The sequence below is a fragment of the Nocardioides taihuensis genome (genome assembly GCF_042657275.1).
GTDB lineage: Bacteria > Actinomycetota > Actinomycetes > Propionibacteriales > Nocardioidaceae > Nocardioides > Nocardioides taihuensis.
The window spans coordinates 122001-142240 of record NZ_JBHSKD010000029.1 but is presented as its reverse complement, the minus strand read 5'-3'; the positions used below and the strand labels follow the sequence as shown (position 1 = coordinate 142240).

Here is a 20240-nt window from a genome sequence, read left to right as displayed (position 1 = left end):
GCCGGTTTCGGCCCCGTGGGTCAGATGTCGTAGTAGAGCTCGAACTCGTGCGGGTGCGGGCGCAGCTGCACGGGGGCGATCTCGGCGGAGCGCTTGTAGTCGATCCAGGTCTCGATCAGGTCGGGGGTGAAGACGTTGCCGACCGTCAGGAACTCGTGGTCCTCCTCGAGGGCGTCGAGGACGGCGTTGAGCGAGGTGGGCACCTGGTCGATGTCGGCCATCTCGTCCGGCGGCAGCTCGTAGATGTCCTTGTCGATCGGCTCGGCCGGCTCGATCTTGTTCTGGACGCCGTCGAGGCCGGCGAGCATCAGCGCCGAGAAGGCGAGGTAGGGGTTCGCCGACGGGTCGGGGAACCGGGTCTCGATGCGCTTGGCCTTCGGGTTCGCGCCGGTGATCGGGATCCGGACGGACGCCGAGCGGTTGCGCGAGGAGTACACCAGCGAGATCGGCGCCTCGAAGCCCGGCACCAGCCGGTGGTAGGAGTTCACCGTGGGGTTGGTGAACGCCAGCACCGCCGGGGCGTGCTTGAGGATGCCGCCGATGTACCAGCGCGCCATGTCGGACAGGCCGGCGTACCCGACCTCGTCGTAGAACAGCGGCTCGCCGTCCTTCCAGAGCGACTGGTGCACGTGCATGCCGGAGCCGTTGTCGCCGAAGATCGGCTTGGGCATGAAGGTGACCGACTTGCCCTGCTCCCACGCGGTGTTCTTGATGAGGTACTTGAACTTCATCACGTCGTCCGCGGCCTTGAGCAGGGTGTCGAACCGGTAGTTGATCTCGGCCTGCCCGGCGGTGCCGACCTCGTGGTGCGCCCGCTCGACCGAGAGGCCGCAGGCCTCGAGGTGCTTGACCATGTCGGCGCGCAGGTCGCTGTAGTGGTCGTAGGGCTCGACGGGGAAGTACCCGCCCTTGTAGCGCGTCTTGTAGCCGCGGTTGTCCTCGTCGGCCTTGCCGGAGTTCCACCAGCCCTCGGCCGAGTCGATGTGGTAGAAGCCCTCGTTGGGCGCCGTGGAGTAGCGGACGTGGTCGAAGATGTAGAACTCCGCCTCGGGCGCGAAGTACGCCGTGTCCGCGATGCCCGTGCTCTCGAGGTACGACAGCGCCTTGCGGGCGATGTTGCGCGGGTCGCGCGAGTAGGCCTCGCCGGTGATCGGGTCGTGGATGAAGAAGTTGAGGTTGAGCGTCTTCGACTTGCGGAACGGGTCGATGTACGCCGTGGTGGGGTCCGGGAACAGCGCCATGTCCGACTCGTTGATGGCCTGGAAGCCGCGGATGGAGGAGCCGTCGAAGTTGAGACCGTCGTCGAAGACGGCTTGGTCGAACGCCGTCACGGGCACGGTGAAGTGCTGCATGATGCCCGGCAGGTCGCAGAACCGGACGTCGACCATCTCGACGTTCTCGTCCTTCAGGTACTTCAGCAGCTCGTCGCTGTTTGCGAACATTCGTCCTCCTTGGCTGCGACCGGTCAGGGGCAGCCGGGAATTTCGGTGCGGATCGTTCCGGAGCCACGCTGCAACCGGAGCCACTCGCAACCTAGGCGGGGGCAGTTTCTCGACCGTATCCGGTTTGTTTCGTCGATGTAACAGCGTGGTCGGCGACGGACACCCGGTCGCCGGAGCCCGGTCGTCGCCGCCTACCCTGAGCCCGTGACGGACCCGCTGCCCGAGCTCGAGACCGCCTCGTGGGGACGCCGCATCCTGGCGCTCTTCGTCGACTGGTTCGCCTCGACGCTGGTCGTCGTGCTGGTGCTCGGCCCCGGGGGATGGAGCGACGACCCGGCCTCCGGCTTCTACACGCTGGCGGTGTTCGCGGTGGAGACCGCCGTGCTGACCGCGCTCGCGGGCGGATCGTTCGGCAAGCTCGCCACCGGGCTGCGCACCGTCCGGTACGGCGCGACCGGGCCGGTCGGCCTCCTGCCCGCCTTCCTGCGCCAGGTGCTGGTGTGCCTGGTCATCCCGCCGATCGTCTTCCGCCCCGACGGGCGCGGGCTGCACGACCTGGTGGCGGGCTCGGCGACCTACCCCGTCGCTGTGCTGCGCGCGGGGCGCTGACTCGCGGGCTAGGCTCGGCACCAGCCGTCCCTGTCTCGGGCCGACCTGAACCACACCGATCCGGGCCACACCGATCTGGGCCATACCAATCTGGGCCATACCGATCTGGGCCACACCAATCAGGGGGAGTGCCGTGAGCACACGTCGTCCGTCCGTCCGCCGCCGCATCGCCGCTGTCGTCAGCGCTCCGCTGCTGCTGGTCTCGTTCGCCGCCTGCGGCACCGATGACGGGAAGGGGGAGGCGAGCGACGAGCCCACCGCGCTCCAGTCGGGTGACGCGGTGACCGTCGCGCAGTTCGCCGCACTCACGAAGTCGTCGGTCGACAAGGCGACCACCGCCCACATGACGATGGACATGACCATGGGCCGGATGGGCGGCATCCACGCCGAGGGCGACCTCGCCTACGAGGCCGGCGCGCCCAGCATGCAGATGACGATGGAGATGCCGGGCGTCGGCGGCCAGATGGACATGGTGTTCGTCGACTCGACGATGTACCTGAAGATGCCCCGCCTGAGCGGCGCGAAGTACGTCGAGATCGACCTCTCCGACACCGACAGCCTCCCGCCCGAGCTCGCCGACATGGTCGACCAGATGGATCCCCTGAAGTCGGTCGAGGAGTTCGGTGACGCGGTCGACGAGGTGACCTACGAGGGGTCCGACGTGATCGGTGGCGAGACCCTCGACCACTACCTGGTCGTCGTCGACACCACCAAGGTCGACCAGCTGAAGCGGTTCGGGATGCTGGGTGTGGACCTGCCCGACACCGTCGAGTACGACGTCTGGCTCGACGCCGACGGCATGCTGCGCCAGATGACGACCGACTTCACGATCATGGGCAAGCACATGTCGGTGGAGGTCGGCATGGACCAGTGGGGCGAGGACGTCTCGATCGAGGCGCCGCCCGCGAGCCGGACCCGGCCGATGCCGGGCCTGACGACGGCCGGCTGAGACCCGACGCCCGTCCGCTGCCGCAGGCTCAGCGGCCGCGCATCTGGCCGCGCAGGCCCTTCATGCTCGTCGGCACCGGCCCCTTGGGGATCGGCATGGTCGAGCGGGTGGCGTCGAGCGCCTTGAGGCGGTTGAGCACGTCGGTCAGGTCGGCCGGCTTCACGGCCCGGCCCAGCTTCTGCACGTGGCGCACCAGCTTGGGCAGCGGCACCTGACCCTCGCCGCTGCCGACCACGACCTCGTGGATCGGGGTGTCGGCGGCGACCCGCTCGTGCTTGCGGCGCTCGTTGGCCAGCAGCGTGCGCAGCCGGTGCGGGTTGCCCTCGCCGACCAGCACGATGCCCGGAGGGCCGACCACGCGGTGCACGACGTCCTGCTGCTTGGTGAAGGCGATGAGCGGGTCGACCTTCCAGCCGCGCCGCAGCATCTTCAGCGCGTTCGCGGCGGCGCCGACCTGGCCGTCCATCTGCTGGTAGGCCGCCTTCTGCGCGCGGCGGCCGAAGACGATCAGCGTCAGCAGCGTGCCGAGCAGCAGGGCGCCGACGATCGCGATGACCAGCCCGATGACGCCGTCGCCGGGGAGGAACCAGAAGAGCCCGAAGCCCGCGGCGGCGCCGACGACGAAGGTCCCGAGCAGCCACAGCCACAGGCGCGTGTCGGACTGCTTGGCCATCCGGTAGGTCGCCGCGAACTGCTGGCGGCGGCTCATGCTGTCCGGGTCGGTCGGGGTCTGCTGCGACATGGAGGTGCTCGGCTCTCGTGCGGGGTTGTTCTCGGGCTGGCAGGTCAGGCGGGCGCGCCGGTGCGCGCGTCGACAGCCTGACGGTACAACCGCCCGGCCCGGTAGGACGAACGGACGAGCGGGCCCGACAGCACACCGGAGAAGCCGATCTCCTCGGCCTCGGCGGCCATCTCCACGAACTCCTCGGGCTTGACCCACCGCTCGACCGGGTGGTGGCGCACCGAGGGACGCAGGTACTGCGTGATCGTCACCAGCTCGCAGCCCGCTTCGTGCAGGTCGCGCAGCGCCTGCGAGACCTCCTCGCGGGTCTCGCCCATGCCGAGGATCAGGTTGGACTTGGTCACCAGGCCGAAGTCGCGGGCGGCGGTCAGCACCCCCAGCGAGCGGTCGTAGCGGAAGGCCGGCCGGATCCGCTTGAAGATCCGCGGCACGGTCTCGACGTTGTGCGCGAGCACCTCGGGCCGCGACTCGAAGACCTCGGCCAGGAGGTCGGGCTTGCCGTTGAAGTCGGGGATCAGGTTCTCCACGCCCGTGTCGGGGTTGAGCTCGTGGATCGCGCGCACCGTCTCGGCGTACAGCCAGGCGCCGCCGTCGGGCAGGTCGTCGCGGGCGACGCCGGTGATGGTCGCGTAGCGCAGCCCCATCGTGCGCACCGACTCCGCCACCCGGCGCGGCTCGTCGCGGTCGAGCGGCTGCGGCTTGCCGGTGTCGATCTGGCAGAAGTCGCAGCGGCGGGTGCACTGGTCGCCGCCGATGAGGAACGTGGCCTCGCGGTCCTCCCAGCACTCGAAGATGTTGGGGCAGCCGGCCTCCTGGCACACCGTGTGCAGGCCCTCGGACTTCACCAGGTTCTGCAGGTGGCGGTACTCCGGGCCCATCTTCGCCCGGGTCTTGATCCACTCGGGCTTGCGCTCGATCGGCGTCTCGGCGTTGCGCACCTCGAGGCGCAGCAGCTTGCGGCCGTCGGGCGTGGGTGAGGTGGAGGGGGCGGCGGTCACGTCGTCCAACTGTACGCCGGGGCCCCAGCCCGGCTCACCCCGACTCAGGGCACGTCCCGGCGCCGGAACGACCACACCGACACGACCACGACGACGACCAGCGCGACCGCGAAGTAGGTCAGGGCGGCGGTGGACGACAGCGACTCCTGGCAGATGTCCCCGGCGCAGTCGCTGAGGTCGGGGTTGTAGTAGGTCGTCCCGCCCTGCAGCACCGCGGTGAAGTTCACGTGGGGCATCCAGCGCTCGGCGTTGTTGATGCCGGAGCTCGACAGCAGCAGGGGCGCGAGCAGGTTGATCCCGAACAGCACGCCGAGCGTGGCCACCGTGTTGCGGAACAGCATCGTGAGCGCGTACGCGAGCAGCGCCGCGCCGACCGCGAGCAGGAGCGCCCGCGAGGCGTGGGTGGTGACGTCGGCGACGACGCTGTGCGGCACGTCGATGCCGCGGACGTTGGCCAGCAGCCACAGCCCGCCCCAGTAGAGGAGCAGGGAGGCCGCGCCGACGGCCGCACCGCCGATCGTCACGGCGAGGGCCTTGGCCCACCACACCCGGACGCGGCGCGGCTCGAAGATCAGCTGGTTGCCCAACGACCCGGTGTTCCAGTCGTGGCCCGCGAAGGTCGTGCCGATCAGGGCGAGCATCAGCGTCAGCAGCACGGCCACCGTCGGGCCCGAGCTCACCATCTCGTCCTCCAGCGACAGCGGCGATCGCGAGAGGTAGCTGTCGATGGTCGGCAGCAGCATGTCCTCGCACCGCGTCCGCGCGTCGTCACCCGGCGCGATGCCGAACTTGTCGGGCGACGCCAGGCAGCGCTCGTAGGGGCGCTGGGTCTGGGGGTCCTCGAGGGTGCGCTGGAGCTGCACCGCCGCCTGGTCCTTCTCGGCCTGGGAGACCTCGCGGGTGTTCCAGTAGGTCGACATCCACACCAACGCCGGGACCGCGAAGCAGGCGACGACGAGCAGCACCACGGCGCGGCGCATGCGCATCCGGGCGAGCTCGACCCGCAGCAGCCTCACCGGGGGCCGCCCAGCGTGTCGCCGGCCGTGAGCTCGAGGAAGACCGTCTCGAGGTCGGGACGCACCGGGCTGAGCTCGCTGGCCCAGATGCCGGCCTCGCCGAGGATCCGGTTGACCTCCTCGGGGTGCGAGCACTCCACCTTCAGCGCCCCGCTGTGGCCGGTCACGGTGTAGCCCGCCGCGGTCAGCACCCGCCCGGCGAGACCGGGGGAGTCGACGACGACCCGGTACGCCGAGCCGTGGCCGAGCATGTCGTCGACCTTGCCGGTCGCCAGGAGGTGCCCGTTGCCGATGATGGTGGCGGAGGCGCAGACCTGCTGGACCTCCGCGAGGATGTGCGAGCTGAGCAGCACCGTGGTGCCCGTCTCGCCGAGGCGGCGGATCGTGTCACGGATCTCGCGGATGCCCGCCGGGTCGAGGCCGTTGGTGGGCTCGTCGAGGATCAGCAGCTCGGGCTTCTTCAGCAGGGTCGCGGCGATCGCGAGCCGTTGCTTCATGCCGAGCGAGTAGGCCTTGTAGCGGTCGTTGCGGCGATCCATCAGGCCGACCTGCTGCAGCGACCACTCGACGCGGTCGGTGGGCACCCCGATGGCGTCGGCGAGCAGCGTGAGGTTCTGGCGACCGGTGAAGCTGGGGCCGAACTTCGGCGACTCGACCACGGCGCCGACCCGTCCGATCACGGCGGGCAGCCGGCGGGGGACCGGCTCGCCGAGGAGGGCCATCGTGCCCTTGGTCGGCCGGGCGAGGCCGAGCAGCATCCGGATGGTCGTGGTCTTGCCCGAGCCGTTGGGTCCGAGGAAGCCGTGCACGCCACCCGCGGGGACGCGCAGGTCGAGGTTGTCCACGGCGACGCGCACACCGCGCCGCGTGCGGAACTCCTTGCGCAGGCCGGTGGCCTCGATCACGAGGTCGCTCACGGCTCAGATGATCCCAGCCCGGAGGGGTGCGTGGGGGAGAAGCGCGCCGATTCGGCCAGGTGGGCCGGTCAGGGGGTGACGAGCGGGATCCGGGGCCCGCGGCCCGGCTCGGGACGGGGCTCGTAGTCGGGCGTGGGGGTGTACGGCGCCCAGGCCAGGTAGTCGGACAGGTGGCGCTGCACGGAGGGCAGCACCTCGGAGACGGTCACCCGGCGGCCCAGCTCCGCGCTGAGCGAGGTGACCCCGGCGTCGGCGATGCCGCAGGGCACGAAGCGGTCGTACCAGGCCAGGTCGACGTCGCAGTTGAGCGCGAAGCCGTGCATGGTCACGCCCCGGCTGACGCGGATGCCGAGGGCCGCGATCTTGCGCTCGGGGCGGCCGGTCGCCGGGTCTGCCCTGAGCCAGACGCCGCTGCGCCCGGGCACGCGCGCGGTCGTCACGCCGAGCTCGGCGCACACCGCGATCAGCGCCTCCTCGACACGTCGTACGTAGTCGACGACCTTGACGTGGTCGGGGAGCGTCACGATCGGGTAGCCCACGAGCTGGCCGGGGCCGTGGAAGGTGATCTTGCCGCCGCGGTCGACGTCGATGACCGCGGCGCCACCGGGGTCGGCCGGGCGCTCGTGCGGGTCGGTGCGCTTGCCGGCGGTGAAGACCGGCGGGTGCTCGAGCAGCAGCACCGTGTCGGCCGCCTCGCCGGCGACGACGCGCGCGTGCACCTCGCGCTGCAGGTCCCACGCGGCGAGGTAGTCGACGGCGTCGGGGCCGAGCCCGGCGATCCGGAAGTCGAGGTCACGCACGTCGTCAGGGTAGTCCTGTGGACAACCGTGGGCGGCCGTGCGTCGACCGGGGTAGGGCTGGGGCATGGACGCGTTGCTCGCGGTGCTGGCCGTGCTGGCCTCGACCCTGTCGCCACCACCCGCCGGTGCCGGCCCCGCGCGCGACGCCACGCCACCGGCGGTGCGGGTCCTCCACGACTGGGACGCCCGGCGCGCGGACGCCTGGTCGAGCGGGCGTCCGGCCGCGCTGCGGCCGCTGTACGTCGCCGGCTCGCGCGCCGGCCATGCCGACCGCGCGGCCCTGGCGGCGTACGCCGAGCGTGGACTGCGGGTCCGTGGGCTGCGGATGCAGGTGGCGTCGGTCGAGGTGCTCGAGCGGTCGTCGACGAGGCTCGTGCTGGCGGTGACCGACCGGCTGGTCACCGCGGTCGCCGTGGGTGGCGGTGCGCGGTGGCCCCTGCCGGCGGACCGGTGGTCGACCCGGGTGGTGGCCCTGCGGCGCGGCGGGGGGCCGGTCGGAGCCGGCTGGCAGGTCGAGGAGGTGTGCGCGGTTGCTCAGACGCCCGCGGCCGCGAGCACGGCGCCGACGTCGCGGTGCCGGAAGCGGTAGCCGCTCGCCTCGAGCGCCGCGGGCACCGCCCGCACCGAGCCCAGGAGCTCGGGCGCCATCTGCCCGCCCCCCAGACGGATCAGAGACGCGGGAACCGGTGCGACCGCCGGGCGGTGGACCGCCGCCGCCAGCGCCTCCGTGAACTCGCGGTTGGTGGGCACCTGCGGGCACACCAGGTTGAACGGGCCGCTCGCGGTCTCGTGCTCCGCGAGGTGCGCGACGGACTCGACCCAGTCCTGCAGCGAGATCATGGGCATGTACTGACGGCCCGACCCGAGCCGGCCGCCCAGCGCCGACTTGAAGAGCAGGCGCAGCTGCTTGAGCGGCGGCGCGCCGCGGTCCATCACCGGGCTGGTGCGCAGCACGCACACCCGCGCGCCCGCCTCCTGCGCCGCCACCGTCGCGGCCTGCCACTCCCGGCTGACCGAGGTGAGCAGGGAGTCCCCGCGGCTGTCGGCGTCCTCGGTGAGCTCCTCGTCGCCGTGGTCGCCGTAGTAGCTGATCCCGTTGCCCGCCAGGAACGCCGGTCGCCGTTCGGACGCCGCGACGGCCTCGGCCAGCACGCGGGTCGTCGTCACCCGGCTCTCCCGCAGCTCGCGGGCCCACTTCCCCGAGTGCGGGTTGCCCGCGGTCGGCGAGCCCGCGAGGTTCACCACGACGTCGGCGGCGTCGACCACGGCCCGGTCGATCCGCCCGGCGTAGGGGTCCCACCGGGACTCGTCCGGCGCCGAGGTCGGGCGACGCACCAGCGCGGTCACCGCGTGACCGCGCCCCACCAGCTCACGGGCAAGGCTCTGGCCGAGGAACCCGGAGGCCCCGGCGATCACGATCCGCATGTCCCCATAGTGCCGGGTGGGCCCACGTCGACCTCAGGCGTCGTCGAGCAGGCCGAGCAGGTGGCGCGCCTGGTCCTCGGTGCTCCCGGCCGGGTTGCGGTCGAAGCCGCGGTTGCCGGGGAGCAGCATCACCAGCCAGAACGACGCCAGCAGCCGGCGGTGCGCGCGGAGACGCTCGTGCTGGGGGCCGGTGAGCGGGAGCCGGGCGAGGAGGGCGTCGGCGTCGAGGTGCCGGTCGAGGCGCGACGACGCGTGCTCGACGACGTCGGCGACCTCGTAGGTGAGGTCGGAGCGGCCGAACTCCTCGAAGTCGACCAGGCGGCAGGTGGTGCCGTCCCAGATGACGTTCCAGAGGTTGCCGTCGCCGAGCGCGGCAACCGGGTCGACCACCCGGTCGGTCGCGGGATCGCCCTCGGCGAGCCAGGCGCGGGCGCGGTCCAGCGCGCGGCCGACAAGGGTGGCGTCCTGGCACGGTGCCAGGTCGGAGGGCTCGACCGCCCACTCGCGTACCTTGCCGCGCGCCACCGACGGCCCCATCGATCGCTCGGGCAGGTCGTCGGGGACGGGGACGGCGAACAGGCGGCGCAGGGCGGCCCCCAGCGCGTCGACCTGCGCCCCGGTGAGCGGCGCGGTGCCGAGCGGCTCGCCGGGCACCCGCCCCATCACCACGACCGGTGCGCCGTCCTCGGAGTCGCGGCCGAGCGGAGCCGGCGCGAGCCCGGGCGCGTGCTCGGCCAGCAGCTCCAGGCCCCGCCACTCGCGCTCGGCCTCGGCGGCCTCCCACGAGACGTACCGCTTGCGGACGACGTCGCCGTCGACCGTCAGCTGGTGGGTGTGCACGTCCCCGCGTGTCGGCTCAGACCTCGAACTGGCCCGCCTCGAGGCGCTGCTTGACCTCGGAGAGGAACCGGGCGGCGTCCGCACCGTCCACCAGCCGGTGGTCGTAGGTCAGCGCGAGGTAGACCATCTGGCGCACCGCGATCGTCTCGCCGAGGTTGGCGTCGTCGATCACCACGGCCCGCTTCACCACCGAGCCGGTGCCCAGGATCGCGACCTGCGGCTGGTTGATGATCGGGGTGTCGAACAGCGCCCCGCGGCTGCCGGTGTTGGTCAGCGTGAAGGTGCCGCCCGAGAGGTCGTCGGGCCCGATCTTGTTGGTCCGGGTGCGCTCCGCGACGTCGGCGATCTTGCGGGCCAGGCCCGCGATCGACAGGTCGCCGGCGTCCTTGATGACCGGGGTCAGCAGGCCCTTCTCGGTGTCGACCGCGATCGAGAGGTTCTCGCGGTCGTAGTAGGTGACCTCGCCCTTCTCGGTGTCGATGGCGGCGTTCAGCGAGGGGTGCTGCTTGAGCGCGTCGATCGCGGCCTTGGCGAAGAACGGCAGGAACGACAGCTTCACGCCCTCGCGGGCCGCGAACTCCTCCTTGACGCCGTCGCGCAGCCGCGAGATCGCGGTGACGTCCACCTCGACCACCGTGGTCAGCTGCGCCGAGACCTGGAGCGACTCGACCATCCGCTGCGCGATCACCTTGCGCAGGCGCGACATCTTCTCGGTGGTCCCGCGCAGCGGGCTGGGCGTCACCGCAGCGGGGGAGGCCGCCGACGCGGACGACTCCGCGGCCGGGGCTGCGGCCGGCGCGGCCGCCGCGGACGAGGCACGGTTGGCCGCGTCGAGCACGTCCTGCTTGCGGATCCGGCCACCGACGCCGGTGCCGGTCACGGTCGCGAGGTCGACACCGTGCTGCGCCGCCATCTTGCGGACCAGCGGCGTCACGTAGCTGGCCGGCTCGTCGCGGTCGGACTCCGCCGCCGTGGGCTGCTCCTGCGCCGCGGGCTGCTCGGCCACGGGCTGCTCGGCCACGGGCTGCTGCGGGGCCGGCTGCTGCGGGGCAGGCTCCGGTTCGGGCTCCGGCTGCTTCTCCTGCTGCGGCTCGGGCTCGGGCTCCGGCTGCTTCTCCTCCGGCGCGGGAGCGGGCTCCTGCTGCGGGGCCGCGTCACCGGACCCGATCGTGGCCAGCTCCGCGCCGACCTCGACGGTCTCGTCCTCGTTGACCTTGATCTCGAGCAGGGTGCCGGCGACCGGGGAGGGGATCTCGGTGTCGACCTTGTCGGTGGAGACCTCGAGCAGCGGCTCGTCCACGGCCACCTCGTCGCCGACCTGCTTGAGCCAGCGGGTGACGGTGCCCTCGGTGACCGACTCGCCGAGCGCCGGCAGGGTCACCGACGTACCGCCGCCGCCACCGCCGCCGCCACCGCCGGACGACGACTCCTGCGCAGCCGGCTTCTCCGGCTCGGGCTCGGCCTGCTTCTCGGGCTCGGGCTCGGGCTCCGGCTCCGGCTCCGGCTCCGCCTGCGCCTCGGGCTCCGCCTGCGCCTCGGGCTCGGGCTCCGCGGAGGCCGCGCTGTCGCCGCTGTCCTGGCCGCCGCCCTCGCCGGCCTCGCCGATCGTCGCCAGCACGGCGCCGACCTCGACCGTGTCGTCCTCGTTCGCCTTGATCTCGAGCAGGGTGCCGGCGACCGGGGAGGGGATCTCGGTGTCGACCTTGTCGGTGGAGACCTCGAGCAGCGGCTCGTCCACGGCCACCTCGTCGCCGACCTGCTTGAGCCAGCGGGTGACGGTGCCTTCGGTGACGGACTCGCCGAGGGCGGGGAGGTTGACTTCGGTCGCCATGGGGTTCCTTCGCGAATCGGTGGGAGCGGTCGATGTGGGGTCAGGCGTGCGCGTGCAGGGGCTTGCCGGCCAGCGCCAGGTGCGCCTCGCCGAGTGCCTCGTTCTGGGTGGGGTGGGCGTGCACGAGAGGAGCGACGTCGTCGGCGTGCGCCTCCCAGTTGTAGATCAGCTGGGCCTCGCCGATGAGCTCGCCCACGCGGTCGCCGACCATGTGGACGCCGACCACCGGGCCGTCGGTGCGCCGGACCAGCTTCACGAAGCCCGAGGTCTTGAGGATCTGGCTCTTGCCGTTGCCGCCGAGGTCGTAGGTGACCGTCTCGACCGCGTCGTCGCCGTACGCCGCGCGGGCGGCGGCCTCGTCGAGCCCGACCGAGGCGACCTCGGGGTGGGAGTAGGTGACGCGCGGGATGCCGGCCTCGTCGATCGGCTGCGGCGCCAGGCCGGCGATCTCCTCGGCCACGAAGATGCCCTGCTGGAAGCCGCGGTGGGCGAGCTGGAGGCCGGGCACGATGTCGCCGACGGCCCAGACGTTCTCGAGGTTGGTGCGGCAGCGCTCGTCGGTGAGCACGAAGCCGCGGTCCATGGCCACGCCCTGCTCGTCGTAGCCGAGGCCCTCGGTGACCGGGCCGCGACCCACGGCGACGAGCAACAGCTCGGCCTCGATCACGTCCCCGCCCTCGACGGTGACCGCGACGCCGTCGTCGGTCACGTTGACGCTCTGGAAGGGTGTGCCGGTGCGCATCGCGATCTTGCGCTTGCGGAAAGCGCGCTCGAGGACCTTGGACGACGCCTCGTCCTCGGCGGCGACGAGCCGTGGCAGCGCCTCGACGATGGTCACCTCGGCGCCGAAGCTCTTCCACACGCTCGCGAACTCGCAGCCGATCACCCCGCCGCCGAGCACCACGACCGACGCGGGCACCCGGTCGAGCTGCAGCGCGTGCTCGGAGGTGATCACCCGCTCGCCGTCGACCTCGAGACCGGGCAGCGACTTCGCGTAGGAGCCGGAGGCCAGCACGACGTGGCGACCGGTCAGCACCCGGGCCCCCTCGGCGGTCTCGACGGTGACCTCGCGCGGGCCGGTCAGCCGGCCGGTGCCCTCCACGACGGTGATCCCGCGGCCCTTGACCAGACCGGTCAGGCCCTTGAAGAGGCGGGAGACCACGCCGTCCTTGTAGGAGTTCACCCCGGCCATGTCGATGCCCTCGAGCGTGGCCCGCACGCCGAACTGCTCCGACTCCCGGGCAGCGTCCGCGACCTCGGCTGCGTGGAGCAGGGCCTTGGTGGGGATGCACCCCACGTGGAGGCAGGTGCCGCCGACCTTGCCCTTCTCGACGAGGGCCACCGACAGCCCGAGCTGGGCCGCCCGGAGAGCACAGGCGTAACCGCCGGATCCAGCCCCGAGAACGAGTACGTCGAAGTCGCCGTCGGCCACGTGGTCCCTTCCTCCCGCCGGCCCCGTCCGGACCGGATCGCGCCCATCTTTGCACTCTTCACCATGCTGTCCACACCGGGTTGACCTCGCTCCGGGGGCAGACGGGGCACACTGGTGGCATGGGTTTGTTCGACCGCTTCCGCAGCGGGTCCCGCACCAGCCGGCCGGCCCGCGACGCGGCCCGCACCGGCTCCACGTCGGTGCGTGCCTCCGACCGCACCGACGAGACGCACCTGCGCGAGTTCGTCACCACCCGCCGTGGCGTGGAGGGGTTCGTCGAGCCGCGCACCGCGGTCAGCGACGTGACGCTGCTGCTCGTGGCGCACGACGGCGAGTGGACCCGGCGGCGCGTCCCGTCGGTCGACTGGGCGCACAAGTTCTGCAACAAGCACCAGGTTCCGTCCTACGACGCCGCCGTGGTCGGCATCCCGCAGCGGATGCGTGACTACAACCGCCGCAAGAAGCTCCAGGGCGACCTGTAGCTCAGGCCGCCGGCCAGCCGTCCTCGGCAAGCGCCCGCGCGGCGTCCACCAGCGTCGGCACCGCGAACCCGGTGCCGCCGGGCAGCACGTGCCCGCTCGCGCCGCCGGAGTGGAACGCCGGCCCCGCGATGTCGAGGTGCGCCCACGGCAGCCCGTCGGTGAACTCGCGCAGGAATGCTCCGGCGAACAGGCCGCCGCCCCAGCGCACCCAGTCGTGCTGGAGCAGGTCCGCGACCTTGCTCGAGTGGATCCGCTCGTCCATCTCGGCCGGGATGGGCATCGGCCAGTGCAGCTCCCCGGCGCTCTCCGCGGCGCGGAGCACCAGGTCCACCACCGCCTCGGTGCCCATCACCCCGCCGACCTTGTCGCCGAGCGCGATCACCATGTGACCGGTCAGCGTGGCCACGTCGAGCACGACGTCGGGCTTGACCTCGGTCGCGCGCACCAGGGCGTCGGCGAGCACCAGCCGGCCCTCGGCGTCGGTGTTGAGCACCTCGACCGTGGTGCCGCCGTACTGCGTCAGCACGTCGCCGGGCCGGGTGGCCGAGCCGGACACCATGTTCTCCGCCATCGGCACGAACGTGGAGACCTTGAGCGGCAGCCCGAGCTCGGCGATCGCCAGCGTGGCCTGTACGACGGCCGCCGCGCCGGCCATGTCGCTCTTCATCTCCTTCATGCTCGCTGCCGGCTTGATGGTCAGCCCGCCGGAGTCGAAGGTGATCCCCTTGCCGACCAGCGCCAGGTGGGTCTTCGCGCCGCGGGGCGCGTAGCGCAGCTCCACGAGGCGCGACGGCGCGGACGAGCCGGCCCCCACGCCGAGGATGCCGCCGCAGCCGAGCTCGGCGAGCTTCTTCTCGTCGTGCACGGTCACCGACACCTTCGGCCCGCGGCGTCCCTTGGTCGCCTCGGCGACCGCCGCCACGACGGCGTCCGCGAAGGCGGGCGGCGTCAGGTCGCCCGGCGGCACGTTGACCCAGTCCCGCGTCGTCGCGGTCGCCCGGGCCACCACCTGGGCGAGCTCGAACGCCGCGACGACCTCCTGCTTGCGCCCGGCCGGGCTCAGCACCGTCACGGTGCCGGGCGGCTCGGGCCGGTCCTTCGACGCCTTCTTGTACGCCGTGTAGGTGTAGCCGCCGAGGGCGAAGCCCTCGGTCGCCGCCCGGACGAGCTCGGGCGTGCCCGCGGGAAGGGCGAGCGCGACGGACGCGGCGTTGGTGACCGCCCGGGCGGCCACGCCCGCGGCCTTGCGGACTGCAGCGGCCGAGGGGCCGTCGGCTCCCGGCGCCCCGAGGCCGACGAGCACCAGCAGCGGCGACCCGAGCGTGCCGGAGGTCGGGACCTTGAGCACCTCCCCGGCCTTGCCGGTGGCACCGAGGGTGGCCAGCAGTGGCCGCAGCTTGCGGCCGTACGCCTTGGCGACGTCCTCGCCCCCCGGGGCGAGGGCCGCGTCGGCGCCCTCCTTGACGAGGCCGACGACGACGGCGTCGGCGCGGGTCTTGGCAGGGCTGGCGTGACGCAGCTGGTAGGTCGTCATCCGCGCAGGATAGCCAGCGCCGGTCGCCGACCGGGAAACCCACCGCTGCGGTAGGTTCCGTGGCATGAGCAGCGCCCCTCACGACTCCGCCCTGCTGACCTCGCCCGTGCACGACCGGCACGTGGCCCTCGGCGCGAAGTTCGCGGAATTCGGCGGCTGGTCGATGCCGCTGGAGTACCCCTCGGGCGTCGTCCAGGAGCACACCGCCGTGCGCAACGGCGTGGGCCTCTTCGACGTGAGTCACCTCGGCAAGGCGGTGGTCTCCGGGCCGGGAGCCGCGGCGTACGTCAACGCCACGCTGACCAACGACGTGGGCCGGATCGCGCCGGGCCAGGCCCAGTACACGCTGTGCTGCGACGACGAGACCGGCGGCGTGGTCGACGACCTGATCGTCTACCTCCGCAGCGACGAGCGGGTGCTGCTCGTGCCCAACGCCGCCAACACCGCCGAGGTCGTCCGGCGGCTCCGGGCGACCGCCCCGGCCGGCGTCGAGGTGACCGACCACCACCGCGAGCACGCCATCTTCGCGGTGCAGGGACCGCTGAGCGACGAGGTGCTCGACGCGGTGGGGCTGCCCACCGGCCACCCCTACATGAGCTTCGCGGAGGCCGAGCACGCCGGTGCTCCCGTCGTGGTCTGCCGCAGCGGCTACACCGGCGAGAAGGGCTACGAGCTGATCGTGCCGTCCGCCGCGGCGGGGCAGCTGTGGGACGCGCTCGTCGTCGCCGGCGCTCCCCACGGGATGCTCGCCTGTGGCCTCGGCGCCCGCGACACGCTGCGCACCGAGATGGGCTACCCGTTGCACGGGCAGGACATCAGCCTCGACGTCACGCCCGTCCAGGCCCGGCTCGGCTGGGCCGTGGGCTGGGGCAAGGAGCAGTTCTGGGGCCGCTCGGTGCTGCTGGCCGAGAAGGAGGCCGGCCCCCGGCGGCTGCTGCGCGGCCTGCGCGCCGTCGGTCGCGGGATCCCGCGACCCGGCATGCAGGTGAGCCTGACCCCCGACGTCCCGCTGTGCGAGATCACCAGTGGCACCTTCTCGCCGACGCTGCGGAAGGGCATCGGTCTGGCCCTGGTGCCGACCATGGTGGCGCCCGACGCCGAGGTGACGGTCGACATCCGGGGGCGTCGCGAGGTCTTCCAGCTCGTGCGACCGCCGTTCGTCCACCCCTCGGTGCGGGAGGCCTGAGCCGTGGTCAACGTGCCCGACCAGCCCCCGACCTTCCGCGCGCCGAGCCCGACCGAGCGACCCTGGTGGTGGCGCCTCGAGGACAACGCCGGCGCCGAGGTGGCGGTCGAGGGCGAGCTCGCCGACCAGCGTTTCCCCAGCCAGGCCGACGCCGAGTCGTGGGTGGGGGAGACGTGGTCCGACCTCGCCGCCCAGGGCGTCGACGCGGTGACTCTCTTCGAGCACGAGCGCGAGGTCTACGGGCCCATGTCGCTGCACGCGTAGGACCCGTCCGGAGCCCGGCGTGCGCCCCGACCCGGCTGCGGACCCCGACGCGTCGTTCTCGTCGTACGCCGTCGCCCGGTGGTCGCGGCTGGTCAAGGTGGGGGTGCTGCTCGGCGCGGCGCCGGAGCGCGCCCGCGAGCTCGCCCGGGCCACGCTGACCCGCTGCGCCCCCGGCTGGGAGCGTGCGAACCGCGAGTCCGACGTGGATGCCTGGACCTACGCCACGCTCCTGGAGCTGTGGCGCCACGTCCCCGCGACCGAGCGCGACACCGGGGTCCCCGAGCCCGAGCCGACCCATCCCGACCCCGAGCGCGCCCGGGCTGCGCTGGCCGAGCTCCTTGCCACCCTGCGCGCGCTGACCGACGAACGGCGTACCGCCACCGTGCTGGCGCAGGTCGCGGGCCTCGACGACGGCCTGGCGAGCAGCCTCGCCGGGAAGGGCCAGCAGCGTCCGGTGAGGCTGCGCGACGACCTGCTCCTCGACGGCGTGACCGCCGTCCCGGTCGGCACGGTGCCGGTCGACGAGGTGCTCGCCGACGTCGCCGCCACCCGGCGTCGTCGTCGGCTCGTGGGGCTGGTCGCGGTGGTCGTGGTGCTCGCCGCGGTCGGTGTGCTCACGTGGGCCACCCGGGGCGGGCCGCCCCGCCCGCCCCCGCCCGCTCCCGACGTGGTCCGCACCGACAACCCTGCCCCGGTGCCGTGGTACGCCAACGGCGACCTGCACGTGGCCCGGGTCGTCGTCACCGTGCCGGGGGTGACCACGCTGGTCGACGTCCCCGACGGTGCCGTCTACGCCGACGAGGGCGGCCACGTCGTGCTGGTCAGCGACGACGGGGAGATCCTCACCATCGGCCGTCACCCGCCGGGCGACCCGGTCGTCGGTTCCGAGGAGCGCGGGTGGGTCGCGTGGACCACGGCCACCGAGCGGGGCCTCGACCTCGTCGTCTACGACACCCGGCAGCACCGCGAGGCCGGTCGGCACGTCCTCGACGCCGACCCGGGCGACACCGCCGCCGACGGCGTGCTGCCGGTCGCCGTCGACCAGGAGTTCGTCTACTACCGCGACCAGCGCGGCCAGTGGAAGTGGCAGCCGGGCACGGGGGGCGCCGAGGAGGTCCCCGGGGCCCCGCTGGTCGACGTCGCCGCCGCGGTGCGGCTGAGCGACGTCGCGCCCGGGATCCTCACCGCGACCCAGCCGCTCTTCGACGCCGCGACCTCGGTGCGGGGCAACGGCGGCCAGCTGTCGGCGGACGGCACCTACCTGATCACCCACGTCGACCAGCCGCGCGTCGGAACGGTGAGGGTGTACGACGTCCGGGACGGGTCCCGGCTCGACACCGGCCTGCGCCGCCAGGACATCGCGCTCGCCGCGGCCTTCACGCCGGACGGTGACGTCCTCTACTTCGTCGCGCACCGGCCCAACGCGCCGGTCGGCCTGCAGGACATGCGGCTGTCGACCTCGGGCCCGCAGGTGCTGGCGTCGTGCCGGGTCACCGACCGCTACCGGCAGCCCGACGAGCCGCTGTGCCGGGTGATCGCGCAGGTCGCCGCGAACGGCGACGGTCCGCTCCTCCCCGGCTGACCGTCCTTTGGGGCGGGCGTCGGGCCGTTGATACTGGCCCCATGCCGCGCTTCTCCTTCCGCCAGGTCGACGTCTTCTCCGACGCCCCGCTGCGGGGCAACCCGGTCGCGGTGGTGCACGACGCCACCGGCCTCGACGACGACCAGATGGCGGCCTTCGCCCGGTGGACCAACCTCTCGGAGACCACGTTCCTGCTCCCGCCGCAGGATCCGGCGGCCGACTACCGCCTGCGGATCTTCGACCCCGCCGCCGAGCTCCCGTTCGCCGGCCACCCCACCCTTGGTTCCGCCCACGCCTGGCTCGAGGCCGGGGGCACGCCCCGGCGCGACGACGTCGTCGTGCAGGAGTGCGCCGCCGGGCTCGTCGAGGTGCGGCGTGGTGAACGGCTCGCCTTCGCCGCGCCACCGCTGGTGCGGTCGGGGCCGGTCTCCGACGCCCATCTCGACCGGGTCACCAGTGCCCTGCGGATCGGGCGCGACGACGTCGTGGACGCGGCCTGGGTCGACAACGGCCCCGGGTGGGTCGGCCTGGTGCTGCGTGACGCCGCCGCCGTGCTCGCCCTCGAGCCCGACCGGGGGCTGCTCGAGGGCCTGGACGTCGGCGTCGTCGGCGAGCACCCGGCGGGCAGCGAGGCCGCGGTGGAGGTGCGTGCCTTCTGTCCCTACGAGGATCCCGTCACCGGCTCGCTCAACGCGGGCCTCGGCCAGTGGCTGGCCGGCTCCCGCCTGCCCACGTCGTACGTCGCGGCCCAGGGGACGGCGCTCCAGCGGCAGGGGAGGGTCCACGTGGTGCGCGAGGGGCAGGAGGTGTGGGTGGGGGGCGACACCCGCACGACGGTGGTCGGGCACGTCGAGCTCTGAGGCTAGGCTCACCAGCGTGCAGCAGTACCTCGACCTCCTCCACCGGGTCCTCGACCACGGCGTGCAGAAGGGGGATCGCACCGGTACCGGCACCACGAGCGTCTTCGGCCACCAGATGCGGTTCGACCTCGAGCGCGGCTTCCCGCTGGTGACGACGAAGAAGGTCCACACCCGGTCGGTCTTCGCCGAGCTGCTGTGGTTCCTGCGCGGCGACACCAACGTCCGCTGGCTCCAGGAGCGCGGGGTGACCATCTGGGACGAGTGGGCCGACGACAACGGCGACCTCGGGCCGGTCTACGGCTACCAGTGGCGGTCGTGGCCGACGCCCGACGGCCGCCACGTCGACCAGGTCCGGCAAGTCGTCGACCAGATCCGCAGCGACCCCGACTCGCGCCGCCACATCGTCTCGGCGTGGAACGTCGCCGACATCCCCGACATGGCGCTGGCGCCCTGCCACACGCTCTTCCAGTTCTACGTCGCCCGCGGCCGGCTGTCGTGCCAGCTCTACCAGCGCAGTGCCGACGTCTTCCTCGGCGTGCCGTTCAACATCGCCTCCTACGCGCTGCTGACGCACATGGTCGCCCAGGTGACCGGCCTGCGCCCGGGCGAGTTCGTGCACACGCTGGGCGACGCGCACCTCTACGCCAACCACATCACCCAGGCCCGGCTGCAGGCCAACCGCGAACCGCGGCCGCTGCCGCGGCTGCGGCTCGACCCGTCGGTGACCGACATCGACGGCTTCGACCTCGAGCACATCACGCTCGAGGGCTACGACCCGCACCCCGCGATCAAGGCACCCATTGCCATCTGAGGACACCCCCGCCCGGCGCACCGTGCTCGTCGCCGCGCTCGCCGACAACGGCGTGATCGGCGACCGCGGCAGCATCCCGTGGCACCTGCCCGAGGACCTCGCCCACTTCAAGGCGACGACGCTGGGGCACACGCTGGTCATGGGCCGCGCCACCTGGGACTCGATCGGGCGCCCGCTCCCGGGCCGCACGACCGTCGTGCTCACCCGCGACCGCGCCTGGCACGCGGACGGCGCCCTCGTCGCCCACGACCTCGACGAGGCGCTGGCCCTGGCAGCGGACCTGCCCGGCGACACGATGGTGGTCGGCGGGGGAGAGGTCTACGAGCAGGCCATGCCGCTCGCCACCCACCAGGTGCTCACGTTGGTCCACCTCACGCCCGACGGCGACGCCCGCTACCCGTCGTACGACGCCGGGGAGTGGGTCGAGACCGGGCGCGAGCACGGCGAGGGCTGGGACCGGGTCTGGCTGGCCCGCCGTCCCGTCCCGCGTCCGACGCCTGCCTGAGGCCCTGCCCGCAGC

Annotated in this window: 21 protein-coding genes; 10 read left to right on the top strand and 11 right to left on the bottom strand. The window is 72.9% G+C overall.

Translation table 11 applies throughout. From position 1 onward, the window contains the following. Positions 1 to 20: 20 nt before the first annotated feature. On the bottom strand, positions 21 to 1442 hold the full coding sequence (gene glnA / locus ACFPGP_RS23290) for a type I glutamate--ammonia ligase (RefSeq protein WP_378593941.1): 1422 nt from the start codon (positions 1440 to 1442) through the stop codon (positions 21 to 23). A gap of 204 nt (positions 1443 to 1646) precedes the next feature. Here glnA and ACFPGP_RS23285 point away from each other — a divergent pair, with 204 nt between their 5' ends. Together ACFPGP_RS23285 and ACFPGP_RS23280 are read left to right on the top strand one after the other, a co-directional pair. Further along, positions 1647 to 2051: an RDD family protein gene (locus ACFPGP_RS23285; RefSeq protein ID WP_378593940.1), complete on the top strand. Its 405-nt coding sequence runs from the start codon at positions 1647 to 1649 to the stop codon at positions 2049 to 2051. Positions 2052 to 2184: 133 nt separating this feature from the next. After that, a complete protein-coding gene (locus tag ACFPGP_RS23280; protein WP_378593938.1) occupies positions 2185 to 3000 on the top strand; it encodes an SCO4651 family lipoprotein in 816 nt (271 codons plus the stop codon). Positions 3001 to 3028: 28 nt separating this feature from the next. Here ACFPGP_RS23280 and ACFPGP_RS23275 read toward each other — a convergent pair whose 3' ends face one another. From ACFPGP_RS23275 to lipB, 5 genes are all read right to left on the bottom strand, one after another. Then, positions 3029 to 3742, bottom strand: a complete 714-nt coding sequence (locus ACFPGP_RS23275; RefSeq protein WP_378593936.1) for a DUF4191 domain-containing protein — start codon at positions 3740 to 3742, stop codon at positions 3029 to 3031. Positions 3743 to 3786: 44 nt separating this feature from the next. Then, positions 3787 to 4740: a lipoyl synthase gene (gene lipA, locus ACFPGP_RS23270; protein ID WP_378593934.1), complete on the bottom strand. Its 954-nt coding sequence runs from the start codon at positions 4738 to 4740 to the stop codon at positions 3787 to 3789. 44 nt (positions 4741 to 4784) lie between these two features. Beyond that, on the bottom strand, positions 4785 to 5756 hold the full coding sequence (locus tag ACFPGP_RS23265; RefSeq protein ID WP_378593932.1) for an ABC transporter permease subunit: 972 nt from the start codon (positions 5754 to 5756) through the stop codon (positions 4785 to 4787). Continuing rightward, positions 5753 to 6673 (bottom strand): ABC transporter ATP-binding protein, encoded by a 921-nt coding sequence (locus tag ACFPGP_RS23260; RefSeq protein ID WP_378593930.1) that lies wholly within the window; start codon positions 6671 to 6673, stop codon positions 5753 to 5755. The genes ACFPGP_RS23265 and ACFPGP_RS23260 overlap by 4 nt, the downstream gene beginning before the upstream one ends. A gap of 68 nt (positions 6674 to 6741) precedes the next feature. Further along, a complete protein-coding gene (lipB, locus tag ACFPGP_RS23255; protein ID WP_378593928.1) occupies positions 6742 to 7473 on the bottom strand; it encodes a lipoyl(octanoyl) transferase LipB in 732 nt (243 codons plus the stop codon). Positions 7474 to 7537: 64 nt separating this feature from the next. Here lipB and ACFPGP_RS23250 point away from each other — a divergent pair, with 64 nt between their 5' ends. Further along, positions 7538 to 8062, top strand: a complete 525-nt coding sequence (locus ACFPGP_RS23250; RefSeq protein ID WP_378593926.1) for a hypothetical protein — start codon at positions 7538 to 7540, stop codon at positions 8060 to 8062. Here the strand turns inward: ACFPGP_RS23250 and ACFPGP_RS23245 are convergent. Genes ACFPGP_RS23245 through lpdA form a run of 4 tightly spaced genes read right to left on the bottom strand, consistent with a single transcriptional unit; the run spans position 8008 to position 13001 of the window. After that, a complete protein-coding gene (locus ACFPGP_RS23245; protein ID WP_378593924.1) occupies positions 8008 to 8898 on the bottom strand; it encodes a TIGR01777 family oxidoreductase in 891 nt (296 codons plus the stop codon). The two genes, ACFPGP_RS23250 and ACFPGP_RS23245, sit on opposite strands and share 55 nt — an antisense overlap. A 33-nt stretch (positions 8899 to 8931) precedes the next feature. Further along, positions 8932 to 9738 (bottom strand): phosphotransferase family protein, encoded by an 807-nt coding sequence (locus ACFPGP_RS23240; protein ID WP_378593922.1) that lies wholly within the window; start codon positions 9736 to 9738, stop codon positions 8932 to 8934. A 16-nt stretch (positions 9739 to 9754) separates the two neighbouring features. Next, positions 9755 to 11569 carry a 2-oxoglutarate dehydrogenase, E2 component, dihydrolipoamide succinyltransferase gene (gene sucB / locus ACFPGP_RS23235; RefSeq protein WP_378593920.1) on the bottom strand — a complete coding sequence of 605 codons (1815 nt, stop codon included), beginning with the start codon at positions 11567 to 11569 and terminating at the stop codon, positions 9755 to 9757. A 40-nt stretch (positions 11570 to 11609) separates the two neighbouring features. Continuing rightward, the gene (gene lpdA / locus ACFPGP_RS23230; protein WP_378593918.1) at positions 11610 to 13001 is read right to left on the bottom strand and encodes a dihydrolipoyl dehydrogenase; all 1392 of its coding nucleotides are present in this window, start codon (positions 12999 to 13001) and stop codon (positions 11610 to 11612) included. 119 nt (positions 13002 to 13120) lie between these two features. On the opposite strand from lpdA, the gene ACFPGP_RS23225 reads away from it, so the two are divergent. Further along, entirely contained in the window at positions 13121 to 13483 is a 363-nt protein-coding gene (locus tag ACFPGP_RS23225) for a hypothetical protein (protein WP_378593916.1), read from the top strand. Between the two features lies 1 nt (position 13484). Here the strand turns inward: ACFPGP_RS23225 and ACFPGP_RS23220 are convergent, their stop codons facing one another. Continuing rightward, on the bottom strand, positions 13485 to 15017 hold the full coding sequence (locus tag ACFPGP_RS23220) for a leucyl aminopeptidase (protein WP_378593914.1): 1533 nt from the start codon (positions 15015 to 15017) through the stop codon (positions 13485 to 13487). 64 nt (positions 15018 to 15081) lie between these two features. Here ACFPGP_RS23220 and gcvT point away from each other — a divergent pair, with 64 nt between their 5' ends. The 6 genes from gcvT to ACFPGP_RS23190 are packed head-to-tail and all read left to right on the top strand — an operon-like array spanning position 15082 to position 20225. After that, positions 15082 to 16203, top strand: a complete 1122-nt coding sequence (gene gcvT / locus ACFPGP_RS23215) for a glycine cleavage system aminomethyltransferase GcvT (RefSeq protein ID WP_378593911.1) — start codon at positions 15082 to 15084, stop codon at positions 16201 to 16203. A gap of 3 nt (positions 16204 to 16206) precedes the next feature. Next, positions 16207 to 16467 carry a hypothetical protein gene (locus tag ACFPGP_RS23210; protein WP_378593909.1) on the top strand — a complete coding sequence of 87 codons (261 nt, stop codon included), beginning with the start codon at positions 16207 to 16209 and terminating at the stop codon, positions 16465 to 16467. A 19-nt stretch (positions 16468 to 16486) separates the two neighbouring features. Beyond that, positions 16487 to 18049, top strand: coding sequence for a hypothetical protein (locus ACFPGP_RS23205; protein WP_378593908.1), 1563 nt, complete (start codon positions 16487 to 16489; stop codon positions 18047 to 18049). A gap of 41 nt (positions 18050 to 18090) precedes the next feature. Beyond that, a complete protein-coding gene (locus ACFPGP_RS23200; protein ID WP_378593906.1) occupies positions 18091 to 18909 on the top strand; it encodes a PhzF family phenazine biosynthesis protein in 819 nt (272 codons plus the stop codon). 16 nt (positions 18910 to 18925) lie between these two features. Beyond that, positions 18926 to 19720 carry a thymidylate synthase gene (locus ACFPGP_RS23195; RefSeq protein ID WP_378593904.1) on the top strand — a complete coding sequence of 265 codons (795 nt, stop codon included), beginning with the start codon at positions 18926 to 18928 and terminating at the stop codon, positions 19718 to 19720. Further along, positions 19710 to 20225 carry a dihydrofolate reductase gene (locus tag ACFPGP_RS23190; RefSeq protein WP_378593902.1) on the top strand — a complete coding sequence of 172 codons (516 nt, stop codon included), beginning with the start codon at positions 19710 to 19712 and terminating at the stop codon, positions 20223 to 20225. Before ACFPGP_RS23195 ends, ACFPGP_RS23190 begins: the two co-directional genes overlap by 11 nt. Positions 20226 to 20240 lie beyond the last annotated feature (15 nt).